The organism is Pasteurella testudinis DSM 23072 (assembly GCF_900176075.1).
Classification (GTDB): domain Bacteria; phylum Pseudomonadota; class Gammaproteobacteria; order Enterobacterales; family Pasteurellaceae; genus Chelonobacter; species Chelonobacter testudinis.
The window spans coordinates 240744-258288 of the sequence record NZ_FWWV01000002.1 but is presented as its reverse complement, the minus strand read 5'-3'; the positions used below and the strand labels follow the sequence as shown (position 1 = coordinate 258288).

General features: G+C 50.0%; 16 protein-coding genes. 11 read left to right on the top strand and 5 right to left on the bottom strand.

Annotated elements, in window-relative coordinates; translation table 11 throughout:
- Nucleotides 1-10: 10 nt before the first annotated feature.
- From B8880_RS02720 to B8880_RS02700, 5 genes are all read right to left on the bottom strand, one after another.
- A complete protein-coding gene (locus B8880_RS02720; RefSeq protein ID WP_084255877.1) occupies nt 11-1354 on the bottom strand; it encodes a YhfT family protein in 1344 nt (447 codons plus the stop codon).
- 117 nt (nt 1355-1471) lie between these two features.
- Nucleotides 1472-1852, bottom strand: coding sequence for a DUF2620 domain-containing protein (locus B8880_RS02715; RefSeq protein WP_084255876.1), 381 nt, complete (start codon nt 1850-1852; stop codon nt 1472-1474).
- Nucleotides 1853-1861: 9 nt separating this feature from the next.
- On the bottom strand, nt 1862-3091 hold the full coding sequence (locus B8880_RS02710) for a phosphopentomutase (protein WP_084255875.1): 1230 nt from the start codon (nt 3089-3091) through the stop codon (nt 1862-1864).
- The gene (locus B8880_RS02705) at nt 3084-4235 is read right to left on the bottom strand and encodes a YhfX family PLP-dependent enzyme (RefSeq protein WP_084255874.1); all 1152 of its coding nucleotides are present in this window, start codon (nt 4233-4235) and stop codon (nt 3084-3086) included. Before B8880_RS02705 ends, B8880_RS02710 begins: the two co-directional genes overlap by 8 nt.
- Nucleotides 4236-4237: 2 nt before the next feature.
- On the bottom strand, nt 4238-4627 hold the full coding sequence (locus B8880_RS02700) for a PRD domain-containing protein (RefSeq protein ID WP_084255873.1): 390 nt from the start codon (nt 4625-4627) through the stop codon (nt 4238-4240).
- A 248-nt stretch (nt 4628-4875) separates the two neighbouring features.
- On the opposite strand from B8880_RS02700, the gene B8880_RS02695 reads away from it, so the two are divergent.
- The 11 genes from B8880_RS02695 (at nt 4876) to B8880_RS02645 (ending at nt 17538) form a co-directional block, all read left to right on the top strand.
- The gene (locus B8880_RS02695; RefSeq protein WP_084255872.1) at nt 4876-5886 is read left to right on the top strand and encodes an NADP-dependent oxidoreductase; all 1011 of its coding nucleotides are present in this window, start codon (nt 4876-4878) and stop codon (nt 5884-5886) included.
- A gap of 8 nt (nt 5887-5894) precedes the next feature.
- Entirely contained in the window at nt 5895-6512 is a 618-nt protein-coding gene (locus B8880_RS02690; protein ID WP_084255917.1) for a beta-phosphoglucomutase family hydrolase, read from the top strand.
- Nucleotides 6505-6984 carry a YqaA family protein gene (locus tag B8880_RS02685; RefSeq protein ID WP_084255871.1) on the top strand — a complete coding sequence of 160 codons (480 nt, stop codon included), beginning with the start codon at nt 6505-6507 and terminating at the stop codon, nt 6982-6984. Before B8880_RS02690 ends, B8880_RS02685 begins: the two co-directional genes overlap by 8 nt.
- A 24-nt stretch (nt 6985-7008) precedes the next feature.
- Entirely contained in the window at nt 7009-8598 is a 1590-nt protein-coding gene (gshA, locus tag B8880_RS02680; RefSeq protein WP_084255870.1) for a glutamate--cysteine ligase, read from the top strand.
- A 162-nt stretch (nt 8599-8760) separates the two neighbouring features.
- Nucleotides 8761-9267, top strand: coding sequence for an S-ribosylhomocysteine lyase (gene luxS / locus B8880_RS02675; protein ID WP_084255869.1), 507 nt, complete (start codon nt 8761-8763; stop codon nt 9265-9267).
- Nucleotides 9268-9340: 73 nt separating this feature from the next.
- On the top strand, nt 9341-10522 hold the full coding sequence (purT, locus tag B8880_RS02670; protein ID WP_084255868.1) for a formate-dependent phosphoribosylglycinamide formyltransferase: 1182 nt from the start codon (nt 9341-9343) through the stop codon (nt 10520-10522).
- Nucleotides 10523-10803: 281 nt separating this feature from the next.
- Entirely contained in the window at nt 10804-11382 is a 579-nt protein-coding gene (locus B8880_RS02665; RefSeq protein ID WP_084255867.1) for a restriction endonuclease subunit S, read from the top strand.
- Entirely contained in the window at nt 11375-14575 is a 3201-nt protein-coding gene (locus B8880_RS02660) for a type I restriction endonuclease subunit R (RefSeq protein ID WP_084255866.1), read from the top strand. The genes B8880_RS02665 and B8880_RS02660 overlap by 8 nt, the downstream gene beginning before the upstream one ends.
- A gap of 18 nt (nt 14576-14593) precedes the next feature.
- The gene (locus tag B8880_RS02655; protein WP_084255916.1) at nt 14594-15625 is read left to right on the top strand and encodes a virulence RhuM family protein; all 1032 of its coding nucleotides are present in this window, start codon (nt 14594-14596) and stop codon (nt 15623-15625) included.
- Entirely contained in the window at nt 15622-16221 is a 600-nt protein-coding gene (rhuM, locus tag B8880_RS02650) for a RhuM family protein (RefSeq protein WP_208610878.1), read from the top strand. The genes B8880_RS02655 and rhuM overlap by 4 nt, the downstream gene beginning before the upstream one ends.
- Before the next feature lie 129 nt (nt 16222-16350).
- Nucleotides 16351-17538 (top strand): restriction endonuclease subunit S, encoded by a 1188-nt coding sequence (locus B8880_RS02645; RefSeq protein WP_084255865.1) that lies wholly within the window; start codon nt 16351-16353, stop codon nt 17536-17538.
- The last annotated feature ends 7 nt before the right edge of the window (nt 17539-17545 follow it).

Here is a 17545-nt window from a genome sequence, read left to right as displayed (position 1 = left end):
CCGTTTCCTTTTATGCCATGCCGACCAATGCCAAAATATTGGCCACGATACCGACAATGATGGTGGCGATCGGGCCGATTGCCATCTCGACCAACGGCCGTTTGGAAGTGCGGTTCAGCAAGTAAATTCCGGCGACAATCATAAAGCCCATTCCCGGCAAAATCGCATTGGAGGCGATCATACCGCCGACGAGCAGGGCGACTTCCAACATTTTGGTGATTGCGGTACGAATGTGATCGCCGCAGGCTTTGACTCCGGGGTATTTGTCCAGCCAAATCGCTACGCTGGCAAGCAGTTTGACTTCCAACAGCATAATGATACAACCGGCGATAAATGCCAGAATCGGGTTATCGATCGCCAAACCGGCGACGAAGATAAATTTCATGCCGTCCGGAGAATAAACGCCGGTAGCAATGGCCGTTGTGCCGACTAAGGGAATGAAACTGACGGCGCGTGCCAAGGCAACCAATAAAGCCGACGTTTGCTGATCCTGAGCCATCAATTGCAGTGAAACCGGCCCTTCCGCCAGCAGACTGTAAGGCATGCTGGCGGCAATGGCGGTTAAACCGCCGCTCAGTGCCAGCAGCCATTTATGTTTTTGGATCCGCTGAATCCGAGCGGAAAACAGACCGACCAACATTTCATTGGCGCCTTTTTCCCCTTGATTGAGCGGTTTGGCTTTCTCTCGCATGGCGAAATAGAACATCGCAATCATGGCGAATAGCAGCGCGACCCCGTTCGGATCAAGTTTGACCGGCGCACTGTCGGCGTCAAACCGAATGGCGCCGACGGATTTGGTTAACAGATAACCGATTAAGGTGGCGATTAATACCCAGACACCTTTTTTGTAACCGTATTGATAACCGATTACCACTGCCGGAAAAATGGCGAAACAGGCGATAATCGGATCGCCGACTTTGCTCAGTTGGTTCATGAAATCCACCGGCATCATGGCGAACAGCTCGACAATGCCTTTTAGACCGGCGAGCAGCGCAACCCCGTACAATGCCCCGATGATGCCGGAAAGGATAAATCCTCTTTTGCTGTCTGCCGTCCAGGTGCCGATGACATCGGTGCCGAGCAGCAGACTATGCACTAAAATAATCGGTGCGGTCAGGGAAAACGGAATGCCGAAGCCGATCACCAGCCCGAAACTGAGGGCGAAACTGCTGGCCGCCAGTGCTTTGCGATTCATTCGCCCTTCCAGATATTCCGGAATCAGCGGCCGCAAACCGTCATGAAATACCGCAATGCCACGGTTTGCCATCATGGCGGAAATTGCGCCGATGACCGCCATCAACAGCAGTTTATCCAACGGAATCGCGAGTAAGTTACTCCAAAAACCAGTGTCCATCTTCCACCTCCGTTTTTATCCAGATCGTTGTCAGTGCGTTATAGTTACGGAAATTCATTTTTCATACGGGACGCAAGCCGCAACATGAAAAGCAGCACGGCAACGTGGTATGAAGAATTAAGCGTTGTCGCTATGGTCGATCAGCTGTTTGACCACCAGCGGCACGATTTTTTCGGTATCTTGTCCGGTAAAACCGAAAGCGATTTTTCCGGCTTGAATTTGTTGAATAATTTCAGCATCGGACAAAACCTTGCCCGGCATGCCGAGCGTGGCGCATTTGTCGGCACCGAGCAGGGCGATTGCCATTGCCAGCGCCCCGCCGCCACCGGTATTGCAGGCGCCGAAATAGTAATCGGCATTGCCGCTTTTGATCGCCATGGCGGCTTCGATATCGCTGGTGATATGGATATCCGCTTCGATATTGTGTTGTTCGAATTGTTGCTGCAAGGTTTTTGCCACTAAGGCTTTTTCAATTTGTCCACCTACGACGATACGCATAAAAGCTCCTTATTCGGGATAAATTAAGTGTAAAAACGATGTGCCGTTTTGCGGTGCTTTTGCCGCAAAAAAATCACAGACGGTAGCGCCGACATCAGACAGGGTTGTCCGTTCTCCCAGAGCGGTCAAAGTGCGGTTTTTCCGATAGACCAGCAACGGGACTTTCTCACGGGTGTGTTTGCTGTGTCCAATCGTCGGATCGTTACCGTGATCGGCCAATACCAGCAGACAATCCTGCGGCTGCATGGCGGCGATAATAGCTGCCAGTCCTTGATCAACTATCTGCAAGCGATCGGCATAACGCACTACATCTTGGGCGTGACCGGCCAAATCGGTTTCTTGAATGTTGCTGCAGATAAACAATGGGTGCGGATCGTGCACATGCTGCAAGGTCAGTTGCAGAATGTGTTGCGAATCCACCCGTTTCTGATAATTGATGCCGTGCGGATTGGCTACAATATCCGCTACTTTGCCAATCAATACCGTCGCTATGCCTTGTTGCTGCAACAACTGCGGAGCTTGCGTGGCGGCGTCCACGCCATATCCGAGGTGCACCACCTGAAATCCATCGGCATAAGCGCCTGATTTTGGCGCATTGACGCCGATAAATTGCGATTGTCTGACTTCGATGGCAGCGAGAATATTATCATCGGAAGTCCGTCCGCCAAAGGCAATCACCCGTCCGACCTTGACGTGCCGGCGCACGATTTGCCCGATTCGGCAGACTTGTTCGAAGCTGACGGCATTCAAATTGGCGGTGACGTTGTAAACCTGACCTAAATCAGCTTCCAGATTATCGCCGATGGCAATATGATCATTGACCCACAATACAGACAGGCCGTTTTGCGACACCCGCGCTACGTTAAATCCGGCGTCCTGAAGTGCGGTTTGCACCTGATCAATGACATGTGCAAACGGCATGACCAACGGCGATTGCGGCAAGGTTCCCATGATCTCCTGATGGCCGATAAAGGTGTCTCCTCCCTCGTGCTGTAAAAGTGCGCTGCCGTAAATGGCGGTTTGCGACAGCGGCATGCCGTTATGGCTTTGCCCCAACACATTCATCAAGCCTAGCTCGGCCAGTGTTGGCAATTGCAACTGCGGTAATTGCTGTAAAATATGCAGGCAGGTATTCGCGCCAATATCCTGCGGGCGCACTTGCGGCACATCGGGCATGGCGCCGACGCCAAAACTGTCGATCACCACGACAATAAATTTTTTTCTTTCATTCTCACGCATATTGTTCTCCCAGCGGATTGCCCAAGCTGTCGTAAAGTGCGGTCAGGCGGTTTTGCAGCGGCTCAACCAGTGCGACATCGCTGCGGGTGGTGAAGATTTGGGTTCGAAAACACATAATCACCGCTTCGCCGACCGCAAAACGGCCTTGCAGACGCAGGGTGTAGTCAATACTGTCGCTGTCCGCAGCAAGCACTTCGGTTTTGATCAATTGCCGCCCGACCAAAGCATGGGTCAGGTGGCCACGGCGGTAGTATCCGCCGCCGAAACAGTAACTGTAGTTACCCACGGTATGTGAAATTTCAGAAAGATACAGCATGGCAATCTTTTCGGCTTGATCGCCATGCTGATTGGACGGAATCGTGCCGGTCAAGGCGTGGCCGGGTTCGCCGTGCGTAGCGCCGGCTTGTGCCAACAACGGAATGGATTCGCTGCAAGTCAGGGACGGGGCATTGATTTGACGGACATCGATACCGGATTGGCGCAGTTGCTGTGCAGCCTGAATCAACGAAGATAAATTAGGGGTTGCGCTAATGCGCTTTTGTTGCTGATCGAACAGGCAGCAGGGAAAATGGGTCACGCCGACCAAGGTTAAATGCGTCATCTGCTGCAACGCCGCCACAAAAGCAGGCAATTGCGCCAAACCGATCCCGCTCTCTTGACCCGGATAAACAATGTCGCCGTCTTGACAAATTTTGATTAACACCGCTTGGCGGATACCCAATCGCGCTGCGACTTGATTGATTTGTTGTGCTTTTTCAAGGGAGTAGAGCGTGATCACTTGCGGTTTCTGAGCCAGAATCTGAGTTAAAAGTGCGGTGGGCGGCTGTACCAAATGCCCGATATGCGCCACCGGCAAGTGGTGGCGGAAATAGTGGCGTGCTTCTTTAAAATCGACAGCTACGATCCCGTCGAAACCGCACTTTAATAATTCACGGCACAACAACGGATTGCGCCCGAACTGCTTGCCCATCAGATACAGTTTTAATCCTTGCCGTCGGGCGCAATTAACCAGTTGCCGTCCGTTTTGCAACACTTGCGGCAGATCGATCACATAGCTGTCGGGCAAAATCGCGCCTTGTTGCCAAAGGGCCAGTGCGGTTTGGATTAGTCGGGGGTTTTGGCGTTGCAGGGCAGATAAAAACATCTTTATTTCTCCGTGTCCGGAATTGACAACAAGTGCGGTTGATCCAGACTTAAGGCATGGAGATTGGCGATGAGGAAACTTTGTTCGGCGGCGTTGAGCGTTTGTCCGGTTAATGCCAACAGTTGACGGTGGCGCGCGAGAAGAGAGTGATAGTTTGCGCTTTGCTGCACTTCTTGGAACAAGGCGGGTTCCAACCCGTTATCCAGCTGCTGTTGCCGTTCGGCACGTTGCAACGCCATTGCCAAATGGGTCAGCAGCATTTGCAGCTGTTCGCGTTGCAGATCCAGTTGCCATTGCTGCAGTTTTTCGATCACCTGAAACACCGCTTGGCGCACGTTGGCGGAGATGACGGCGGCATCGGCCAAAAGCCCGATTTTCTGTTTGATATTCATGGTTTACCTCAAGCTAATCCCAATGAACCAGTATTAATGACAATAGTATAAATTGGTCAAGTTAGCAATTTTTTAAAAAATTTTTGCATGTGATATAACAAAAAAATTATTATCGGCCGTTTTTTAAATGTTATTCTTAGCCATTATATTTTGCGATTACCTTAAAATCTGCCTGAGCAGCCATGATTTGCGCTTGCATGCGGCAAAACGGGTTTGTCACAACAATCCGCCACTTAAAAGGAGATTTCATGTCCGATAAGCAGCCGAATGAGCCGGCCAACGGCGTTACCAATCACGATTTAACCAATTATGGCGTGACCATTTCCGAATTCGGTGCGCCCGAAGTGTTGACGTTGCAAGCGCACTTGCCGCTGCCGCAGATCAACGACAATCAGGTGTTGATTGAAACCCATTATGCGGCGGTTAATCCGGTCGATTACAAAACCCGTCTGGGTTTGGGCTGGGGCGCGGAGAAATTTAAAGCGCAGTTTCCGGCGGTGTTGGGCTTTGATGCCGCCGGTGTCATCGCCCAAGCCGGCAGCAACAGCGGTTTTCAAGTCGGCGAACGGGTGGCGGTGTTGACTTTTGACGGTGGCGCTTACAGCCGCTATTTTGCGGTGAATGCCGATTTGGTCGCCAGAGTGCCGGACGGCGTGTCTTTGCAGCAGGCGGCGGCACTGCCGACGGCGGGCGTGACGGCTTATCAGCTGGTGAAACAAGCCGATCTGCAAGCCGGACAAAAAGTGCTGGTTTCCGCAGCGGCAGGCGGTGTCGGACATTTGCTGATACAGTTGTTGCGCCGGTTGCCGCTTGAAATTATCGCGATTTGCTCTCCTGCCAAGCAGGCTTATCTGCAAACGCTGGGCGTGAGCCGATTTTTGGATTACACCGCCCTGCAATCCTATCCACCGTTGGCTGCGGATATTTTTCTCGATCTGGTCGGCGGCGAAGCCGGCGTGAAAGCGCTGAGTGCGGTCAAAGACGGCGGACGGGTGATTTGCGTGCCGACGATTCATGTGCCGCTGCTGCAACAAGCCGGCGAAAGCCGCGGCTTGCAAGTGGAAAAAATACTGGCGCAGCCGAACGCCGCCGATCTCAGCGCGCTCTTGGCGCTCTTGGCACGGCAACAACTGCAAATTGAGATTGCCGACAGCTACCCGTTGAGCCAAATTCAGGCGGCGCACCGCACTTTAGAACAAGGGCGCACGCAGGGCAAAATTATTTTGGATCTGAACGAAAAGACAGGGCGAGGCGTATGAGCCGATTGATTCTCGAACCAAGTATTATCGCCGCTTATCAAGGCTTGATTTTCGACATGGACGGCACGTTGATCGACACCATGCCCGCCCATGAACGGGCTTGGCTGCAAACCGGCGAATATTTCGGCTATCCGTTGCGCGGCGAGCTGATGTATCAACTCAGCGGCTCGACCACTTATGTGATTGCCGAAGCGATTATGCGTGACGGCGGTATGCCGTTGCACCGCTTGGAAGAGGTAGTGCAGAAAAAACGCGAATTGGGCACGCAACTGGTGCTGGAAAGTGCGGTTCTGCTGCCGGCGTTTGAGATTGTGCGCCGCTTTCACGGCGAAATCCCGCTGGCGTTGGGCACGGGCGCACATCGGGCAATGACCGATATTTTAGTCGAAAAATTTGATCTGGCGCGCTATTTTAGCGCAATCGTCACCTCCGACGATGTGATCCACCACAAACCGGCGGCGGATACGTTTTTGCGTTGCGCCGAATTGATCGGCACAGCCCCTGCCGCCTGCCTGGTGTTTGAAGACGGCGATTTTGGCATTGAAGCCGCGCACGCCGGCGGTATGGACGTGTTTGACGTGCGTGATAACCGTTTGTTAAAAGCCGATCCGGCAGCCAATGCTTAGCGACTGGCTGAGCGGTATTTTGCCCGATTGGGTGTTGCAAAACCGCTTAATCGTGATGTTTTGCAGTGCTTTTTTAAGTGCAACCTTGCTGCCCGGCAATTCGGAAGTGGTTTTCAGCAGCTTTTTATGGCTTGATAATCTGCCGTTTACGCCGCGCGGTTTGGCGGTATTTAATCTATGGCTGGTGGCGACCGTCGGCAACAGTTTGGGCAGTATGACCAGTTACGCCATCGGACGAATGGTGGTTGTGCCCGAATGGCGGCGGCTCAGCCGCCGACAGCAAAACGGTTTTGCACTGGTTCACCGTTATGGCAGTGTGGCATTATTGTTCAGTTGGCTGCCGATTATCGGCGATCTGCTGTGTGTGGCAGGCGGTTGGCTGCGCTTGCACTGGCTGCCCAGTCTGCTGTTTATCACGCTCGGCAAAGGGCTGCGTTACGGTTTGCTGGTCATGCTGAATTCAATTTTATAACGGATTTATGGGAAGGATATTGTTGTGTTACCGAACTTGGACAGCGCACTGGCGTGGTTAAAACAGCACCCGCAAGCGGTGCGGCATTTTAAACGCGGCTTGGAACGGGAAACCTTGCGTTTCTTGCCGAATAACCATTTGGCGTTGACACCGCATCCGCCGCATTTGGGATCGGCGTTGTGCAATCCGTGGATCACCACCGATTTTTCCGAAAGCCTGCTGGAATTTGTCACGCCGGTACGGGAAAACGCCGCTGATTTAACCGATTTCTTATGGGATCTACACCGTTTCAGCCTGGAAAAAATGGGCAAAGAGCGGTTTTGGCCGATGAGTATGCCGTGTTTTATCGACGACGAAAGCGACATCGTGCTGGCGCAGTACGGCGCGTCCAATTTGGGACGTTACAAAACCCTGTACCGCGAAGGCTTGAAAAACCGCTACGGCGCATTAATGCAGACCATCGCCGGCATTCATTACAACTTTTCATTTGATGAACCGTATTGGCAGGCGCGTTTTCCCGACCTAAGCGAAAACCAGCAAAAAGCGCAGTTGTCGGCACGCTATTTCAATCTGATTCGCAACTATCTGCGTTACGGCTGGGTGATTCCTTATCTGTTCGGTGCTTCGCCGGCGATTTGCAGCTGCTTCCTGCAAGGGCGCAACAACAAAATTGAATTTGAACGCTCGCCGCACGGCTTTTTGTATCTGCCGTACGCCACTTCGCTGCGCCTGAGCGATTTGGGTTATACCACCGATACCCAATCGAATTTGGGCATAAATTATAACGAGTTGCAGCAATATACCTCGTCTTTGCGTGCCGCGACCCGTCGCCCCGAAGCGTTGTTCGCCCACATTGATCAACGCAACGGGCAAGACGGCAAGGCGTATCATCAACTGAATGCCAATGTGCTGCAAAGCGAAGCCGAATTTTATGCGCAAATCCGCCCGAAACGAGTGGTCAAAGACGGCGAAAGAGCGGTTGCGGCGTTGGAACGTGCCGGTATTCAATATGTGGAAGTGCGGTCGTTGGACGTGAATCCGTATTCTGCCGTCGGCATCAGCGAACAGCAGATCTATTTTCTCGATCTGTTTATGTTATGGTGCGAACTGGCGGAAGCGCCGCGGTTGGGCGACAGCGAGCAGCAGTGTTGCCGTAAAAACTGGAATAAAGTGATTCTGGCAGGGCGCAAACCGCAGCAAACCATCGGGGTCGGCTGTGATGAAAACGAATATTCGCTGCAAGCGGTGGGTGAAGCGATTTTCGATGATCTGCTGCAATTGGCGGCGGTGGTGGATTGCGTGCAGCAGTCGCCGGAGCAGGCGCAAGAGCAGCGCTACGGTGAAATTTGCCGTGAATTGCGTCAAGCCTTTGCTGATCCGGATTTAACCTTGTCGGCGCGCGTTTTGGCGGATTGCCACCGCGACGGCATCGGCGCTTTCGGCTATAAGCAGGCGGAGAGCTTCAAACAGGCGTTTTTGTCGCAGCCTTACCGCACTTTAAACCAACAGCAGTTGCGCCAAGTCGCACAGGATTCCGTTTTGCGGCAACAAGCGATTGAACAGGCGGATACTCTGAGTTTCGATCAATATTTGGCGTTGCAGAACAGCTTGTAGTGTTAAATCTCAGGCAAAAAAAGCGCTCTGCAAGAGAGCGCGAAATAACCTAAGGAACCAACTTAATTATTAGAAAACAACTGCAAGTTGCTTGTATAATAAGACTGAGCAACCCTTAGAAAGTTCAAAATTATTTAAAATTTTTATTATCGAGGAAAAATTATGCCGTTACTGGACAGCTTTACCGTTGATCACACTAAAATGAATGCGCCGGCGGTGCGTGTCGCGAAAAATATGCGCACTCCGAAAGGCGACGACATCACCGTGTTTGATTTGCGTTTTTGTCGCCCTAACCTTGAAATTATGCCGATGAAAGGCGTGCATACGCTGGAACATCTGTTCGCCGGCTTTATGCGTGATCATCTCAACGGCGAAAGCGTAGAGATCATCGACATTTCGCCGATGGGCTGCCGCACCGGATTTTACATGAGCCTGATCGGCACGCCGAGCGAAAAACAGGTTGCCGAGGCATGGGAAAAGTCAATGCAGGACGTGCTGAATGTCGCCGACCAAAACGATATTCCCGAATTGAACAAATATCAGTGCGGCACCTACACCGACCACTCGTTGCAGGAAGCGCAGGACATTGCCCGTCACATTTTGGCGCGCAAAATCGGCGTCAACAAAAATGATGAGTTGAGCCTTGATCCGAATTTGATCAACATTTAATCCCGAACAAACCGAGTGAGCGCACTCGGTTTTTTTGTCTCTATTTAATCGGTAAACGCAAAAGGAAAAGACAATGACGACAATCGGCACGCCGTTGACGGCGGCAGCGACCAAAGTGATGATGTTGGGTTCAGGCGAACTGGGCAAGGAAGTGGTGATCGAATTGCAGCGCTTGGGGGTGGAAGTGATCGCGGTCGACCGCTATGCAAACGCACCGGCGCAACAGGTGGCGCACCGTGCCTACACCATTTCCATGTTGGACGGTGCAGCGCTGAAAGCCTTGGTGGAAAAAGAGCAGCCGGATTATATCGTGCCGGAAGTGGAAGCGATCGCCACCGCAACCTTGCTGGAGCTGGAACAGCAGGGCTTTAATGTGATCCCAAGCGCCAAAGCCGTCAACCTGACCATGAACCGTGAGGGTATTCGCCGCCTTGCCGCCGAAGCGCTGGGTTTGCCGACCTCGAATTACCGCTTTGTGGATAACTTCGCCGAGCTGCAAAGTGCGGTGGCGGAAATCGGGCTGCCTTGCGTGATTAAACCGATTATGAGTTCGTCCGGTCACGGGCAGAGCGTGATTAAATCCGAGCAGCAGCTCGCACAAGCGTGGCAATACGCGCAACAGGGCGGGCGTGCCGCCGGCGGACGGGCGATTGTCGAAGGTTTTGTTACCTTTGATTATGAAATTACCCTGTTGACCGTGCGCCACATCAACGGCACAACTTTCCTGCCGCCGATCGGCCACAGCCAAGTCGACGGGGACTACCGCGAATCGTGGCAGCCGCAAGCGATGTCGGCAACCGCACTTGCCAAAGCGCAGGCGATCGCAGGAAAAATTACCGAAGGGCTGGGCGGACACGGTATTTTCGGCGTGGAAATGTTTATCTGTGGCGACGAGGTGATTTTCAACGAAGTATCGCCGCGACCACATGATACCGGCATGGTCACCCTGATTTCACAAGAGCTGTCCGAATTCGCCCTGCACGCCCGTGCCATTCTCGGTTTACCGATTCCGCAAATTAATCTGATCAGCCCGTCCGCCTCGAAAGCGATTGTCGTAGAAGGCAAATCCAACCAAGTGCGGTTCGGCAATTTGCAGCAAGTCTTGGCGCAACCGAATACCGACCTGCGCCTGTTCGGCAAAGGCGAAGTCAACGGCCACCGCCGCTTGGGCGTGATTCTCGCCCGCGACACAAGCGTTGAAAGCGCACTGGCAAAAGCCAAAAGCGCTTACGACAAATTGGTGATTGAGCTGTGATTTTAGGCAGCGGGGAACTAAAAGTGCGGTTGGTGTAATGTATATGAAAAGGGTCTAAACACAAAATTTGTGATTGGACTATTAACTGGTATTCGGAATGGCATCGAAATCGGTTTTCGGCATGGTAGACAAAATTGTTGCTAATTTAGCGATCTTGTGCAGCTCTCTTTTTGTAAAAAGTAATTTTAAAAAATCACAAAAATAAATTGCATGATGTGAGAAAAGGTATTATGATATTTTCATGTTAATGTGATTTTTATAAATCACAAATGGAGGTTGGTGTGAAAAATTTAAATTGCTTGGTTCGCTTTATCAGCGGTTCGCCCCAATTCAGGATCACTGAATCAACAGACAACAGCGCTCCGGTTTATATTTGGTACGCTCAGCACCACCTTGCTGCGGATTTGTCCGACATGGCAACTATGCCGTCTGAAAGCAAAAGTGTTACCACCTTTGATAAGGTGTGTTTGCTAGCTGCCGGTGATGTGGTTTTTAGCCTGCTGTCCGGTAAGGCGGCGATAGTTGGCGAGCAGCACGAGGGCATGATTCAAACGCAAAACTACATCAAGCTGCTGCCCAAGCAAGGGCTGGATGCTGCATTTTTGGTGTACCTGCTGAATGAAAACCGCCACATAAAAAAGCAATGGGCGGCAGCTTTGCAGGGGTCGAGTGTGTTGAAATACACTTTGGCGCAGCTCAAAGCCTTAACCATTACCGCACTTCCACCCATAGAGCAGCAAAAAATCATCGGCAATATTTACTTGATGCAGCAGCGTGTGCAAGCATTGAAACAACAGGCAGCCGAACGGGAAACCCGACTGATCAACACCTTACTGGCAGGAGCCGCCAATCATGAATGAACGCCAATTTGAAACCGAGCTGATCCAATACTTAAGCCACGGCGTGATCCGCCATCCTGAAAATGCCAATACCGTTGCCGAGCCGCAGGCGGAATACTTTACCACCAAGCGTTGGCGCTATCACCCTGAAATCAAAACCACCGAAGATTTGTGGCAGAACTTCAAAAAAATCCTTGAGCAACACAACCAAAATACGTTGGAACACCCGTTGAGTGTGGTGGAATTCAATCAGGTAAAAAAAGTCATCGAGGAGCTATGCCGCACGCCTTATGAAGCTGGGCGATTCCTCTACGGCTTAAACGGCGTTTCGCAAATCGAAATTGATTTGGACGACGGTCGCCATGTTTTTCTGACCGTATTTGACCAGAAACAAGTGGGTGCGGGCGACACCGTATACCAAGTGGTGAATCAAATCCAACGCCCCGCTCGCATCAACGGCAAGCAAAACCGCGTGTTCGACACCACCTTGCTGATCAACGGCCTGCCGATTATCCAAATCGAAGAAAAGCGCGACACCCTCGATGTGAACGATGCGTTGAATCAAATGCACCAATACATCGACGAAAACCAATACCGCGATATTTTTTCCACCCTGCAAATTCTGGTCGCCATCACGCCCAACAATGCCAAATACATGGCCAACACCACCGCCGACAAATTCAACAAAGATTTCGCCTTCAACTGGCAACACCGCGACAGCAATGCCATTGTGCGCGATTGGCGCGCCTTTGCCGATGCCATGCTCAGTATTCCGATGGCGCACCAAATGGCAACCAATTATATGATTTTGGACGGCACCAAAAACAAGCAGATGCTCAAAGTGATGCGCCCGTATCAGGTGTATGCCACCCAAAACATCATCAGCCGTCTGAAACAAGTGGATTTCGAATTCGGCAACAACAAAGTCGGCTATATCTGGCACACCACCGGCTCAGGCAAAACCATCACCAGCTTCAAAACCGCCTGGCTGGCCAGCCGGATGCCGCGCGTGGACAAAGTGGTGTTTGTGGTCGACCGCATCGCGCTCACCCGCCAGACCAGCGAAAACTACCAAGCCTACGATCCCGACGGCGAGGTTGGCGAATTGGTGAAAAGCGGCGTGGTCAAAGACACCAACAGCACCAACGATTTGAGCCGCAAGCTCAAAAGTAAGGGCAACGACATCATCGTCACTTCAGTGCAAAAACTCGATACCCTGATCAAACGCAAGAGCTTTGTCGCACCCGATAAAAACATCGTCTTTATCGTCGATGAAGCACACCGTTCCACCGGCGGCGACAGCTTCAAAGCGATTCAGACGGCCTTCAAACGCTCTGCCTGGGTAGGCTACACCGGCACACCGATGTTTGACGACACCACCAAAGGCTTGCGCACCGAAGATATTTTCGGCCCCTTGCTGCATGCCTACACCATTCGCGAAGCCATTGCCGACCGCAATGTGCTCGGTTTCAAAGTCGATTTTGAAACCACCATCGACGAAGCACAGATGAAAAGTAAATACCTACCCGAATTTTATAAAGAGCGGTATCCGAAATGGAGCGAACAACAAATCGCCGACAAAATCGCCAACTTAAGCCAAGAAGACATGGACGATGCGGTCGAGCCCAGCTTTTACGACGAAAACGCCGACCATGTGAAGCTGGTGGTGGCGGATATTTTCAAAAACTGGCGCAACCGCTCCAACGACGGCAAATACAACGCCCTTTTCACCACCCACGTTGGCGGCGGCAAAGCCAGTACTCCGATGGCAATGATGTATTTCCGCGAGTTCCAAGAGGTCAATACAAAAAAACAAGCCGCCGGATTGCCGACCCTGAAAGTGGCGGTCACGTTCAGCCTCAATACCAGCAACAACGACAGTATGCTTGAAAGCAACCGTGGCTTATATGAAGCGATGGAAGTGTATAACGACCAATTCGGTACAAAATTTAAAATGGATGATGTGGCAGGCTACACCCAAGATGTCACCAGCCGTCTGAACAAAACCGCCGCCGACAAGCAATTTCTCGATTTGGTGATTGTGGTCGATCAGTTGCTCACCGGCTTTGATGCGCCTGAGTTAAACACCCTTTATGTTGACCGCACTTTGAAAGGCGCGGGCTTGATTCAGGCCTATTCGCGCACCAACCGCATTGCCGACATGAAAGAAAAACCGTGGGGGCGCATCGTCAATTACCGCTGGCCGGCGCACAACGAAAAGCTGATGAACGATGCGCTCGCCATCTATGCCAACAAAGATTCTGCCATTCTCTCGCCCGACGAGCAGCGCCAAAGCAACCAACAAGACGGCCTGCTGGCAAAGCCCTTTCATGAAGTATTGGCCGAAGTGAAAGCCACCGTGCAAAAAATCGGCGCAATGACCGATGATTTCAACCACCTGCCGCCGTCTGAAAAAGCCAAAGAGCAAATGGTCGATTTGCTGCGCGACTACAACAACGGCATGACCAAGCTCAAGCAATACAATACGCAAGATGGTGAAATTGGCTTTGATTATGATAATCCTGATGTGTTGCTGGATGCCTTGGGCATCACCGCAGAGCAGGAAAAAATGCTCACCACCGTGCTCGCCAACGAATTGAAACAGTACTTGGCAGAGAGCAAAAAAATCCCGCTGCACCAAATCGAATTGCGTATGACCCATGTGAAAGACGTCAAAATCGATTACGACTACCTCACCGAGCTGGTCGAGCGGCTGCTCAATGAAGTGCACGAGCAAAAAATGGCAGAAGCCGAGCAAACCCGCGCCGAAATCACCCGCTTTGCCAACGGCTTGGAAGACCGCAGCTATGCCGGCACCATCATTAACGCTGCCACCGCCATTTTCAACGGCAGTTACCCGACCGAAGCCGACAATATCTCCTATCCCGTGCGTAATCTGCAATCGAGCGAACAGATTATTCAAGCGGCCAGCAATGTCAGCCTCGACCGCACTTTCCTCGATTTCCGCGTGAAATGGGGCATCACCGACATCATCAGCAGCGCACAAATACGCGAACTGTTTTCCAAACACCAATACGGCGTGCAAGACCTCGACAGTAACGGTCAAATCCGCGACCTGATCGCCGAAGCCCGCAAAGACTACCGCACTTTGGCACACGACCAAGCAGTGCAGCAATTAAGCAAAATCCGTTACGGCAACGATTTGCGTGCCGCGATTTACGAATTGGCAGACCGCATGGCGGAAAAGCATTAGGGGAAAATTATGAACGAAATGCAACCGGACAATCTCATCATCTACAATACCGACGACGGCAAAAGCAACGTTGCCCTATTTGTACAGGGCGACAGCATTTGGCTGAGCCAATCCCAGCTTGCTGAACTTTTTGACACCTCAGTACCCAATATCGCAACTCATATCAAAAATATATTGGAAGACAAAGAGTTAGATGAAATTTCAGTTATTAAGGATTATTTAATAACTGCCGCCGATGGCAAGCAATACAAGGTCAAACACTATGCCTTGGAGATGATTCTGGCAGTCGGATTCCGTGTGCGTAGTCCTAGAGGGGTGCAGTTCCGCCGTTGGGCAAATCAGCATTTGCAAAGCTATTTGCAAAAAGGTTTTTTAATTGACAGCGAACGCCTGAAAAATCCAAACGGCAGGTTTGATTATTTTGACGAACTGCTTGAGCAGATTCGTGATATTCGAGCCAGTGAAATGCGGTTTTATCAAAAAATCCGTGATTTACTTAAATTATCGTCAGATTACGACCCGAGTGACAAAGCCACCGAGATGTTTTTTGCCGAAACTCAAAACAAACTGCTGTATGCTGCCACAGGCAAAACAGCGGCAGAGTTGGTATGCAGCCGTGCCGATGCCAGTCAGCCCAATATGGGTTTGCAGGCATGGAAGGGCAAAGTGGTTCGTAAAGGCGACATCATCATTGCTAAAAACTACCTCGATGCCGATGAAATCGACACCCTAAACCGCTTGAGCACCATCTTTTTGGAATCTGCAGAATTGCAGGTGAAAAACCGTCGTGATTTAACTCTTGCCTATTGGCGTGATAATGTAGAGCAATTATTGGCATTCAACGGCTTTGAGATACTGGCAGGCAAAGGCTCACGCAATCGAGAACAAATGAAATCACTGGCAGCCGCCCAATACGAACTATTCGATACCGCCCGTAAACAATGGCAGGCAGCACAAGCCGAAGCGGAAGATGTCATATTGCTGGACGAAGTGCATAGCGAGTTGAAAAGCCGTCAATTGAGCGGTCGTAATAAAGGTGGTGAAAAATGAACGAAATCCAATTTTTGATTTACGACCACGGCGAGCATACCGAAGTTTTGGTGCAAGATGAAACCCTGTGGGCGACGCAAAAAAGCATTGCCCAGTTATTTGGTGTAGATCGCACATCCATTTCACGGCATTTAAAAAATATATTTGAAACCAATGAATTAGATGAAAAAGTGGTGTGTGCGGAAATTGCACATACCACTCAGCACGGTGCTATTGCAGGCAAAACCCAAACTAAATCGACCAAATATTACAATCTTGATGCCATTATCTCCGTCGGCTACCGTGTCAATTCCCAAAAAGCCACCAAATTCCGCATTTGGGCGAGCGAGATTTTAAAAGCCTATATCCAAAAAGGCTTTGCTATTGATGTCGAACGCCTAAAGCAAGGTGAAAACGCCTTTGGCAAAGATTATTTCCGTGAATTATTGGAAACCGTCCGTTCCATCCGTGCCAGCGAACAGAGGATTTGGAAACAACTGACCGATATTTTTGCCGAAATCTCCTATGATTATGATAAAAATTCGGAAATTACCCGCCAGTTTTACACCAATGTGCAAAATAAATTTCACTACGCTATAAGTGGTTGTAAACCGTAAGTTGACAACCACTTCTCGCTAGAAAAACGCTTAAACAACCAATTGTCAACGATAAGTTGATAGTTCAAAAAACAAATCGCATTGCCGGCACTCACTCGGCTTGGCAATTCATGACATGACGGAGCAACAATGAACGCAAAAAACAATGCTGTGCCAAAACTACGCTTCCCCGGCTTCACTGACGCTTGGGAACAGCGAAAGCTTGGGGATTTATTGCAATATGAACAACCGACAAATTATCTTGTAGAATCTACAGATTATGGTGATAGTTTCAAAACACCTGTTTTAACCGCAGGAAAAAGTTTTATTTTAGGATACACGTCAGAATTAAGTGGAATTAAACAAGCAAGTAAGCTAGATCCCATTATCATTTTTGATGATTTTACAACAAGTTCACATTATGTCGATTTTCCTTTTAAAATCAAAAGTTCGGCAATAAAGCTACTTAGTTTAAAGGAACGTGATGATAATTATAATTTTATTTTTAATATCTTGAAAAATATAAATTACATTCCTCAAAGTCATGAAAGGCATTGGATTTCAAAATTTTCAGATTTTAAAGTAGCTATCCCTATTTCAGCCGAACAAACCGCCATCGGCAACTTTTTCAAACAACTGGACGAGGCTATCGCTTCTCATCAGCGTAAGTATGAGCGAATGAAAGAACTCAAGCAAAGTATGCTGCAAAAAATGTTTCCGAGAGACGGAGAGGCATTTCCGGAGCTTAGATTCCCGAATTTTACGGACGCTTGGGAACAGCGAAAGTTAAATCAAATCTCCAGCAAGGTAACTCAAAAAAATACAGATGGCGTATATATTGAAACATTTACCAATTCAGCAGAATTTGGAATAGTCAGTCAAAGAGATTTCTTTGATAAAGATATTTCCAATTCAAGTAATCTTAATGGCTACTATGTAGTAAAGCATAATGATTTTGTCTACAACCCAAGAATATCGAATTCAGCACCTGTTGGACCAATAAAACGGAATAAACTAGGTAGAACTGGCGTAATGTCACCACTTTATTATGTTTTCAGAACAGACGGTATTGTGCATGAGTTTTTAGAAACCTATTTTAGTAGTAATCATTGGCATAGGTTTATGGAAGAAAATGGCGATACCGGTGCACGAGCAGATCGTTTTGCCATCAAAGATAAATTATTTGCCCAAATGCCTATCCCATTTCCTAATCACGAAGAACAAAACGCCATCGGCAACTTTTTCAAACAGCTGGACGAGGCTATCGCTTCTCATCAACGTAAACTGGAACATATGCAGACCCTGAAAAAGGGCTTGTTACAACAAATGTTCGTATAAACAATAA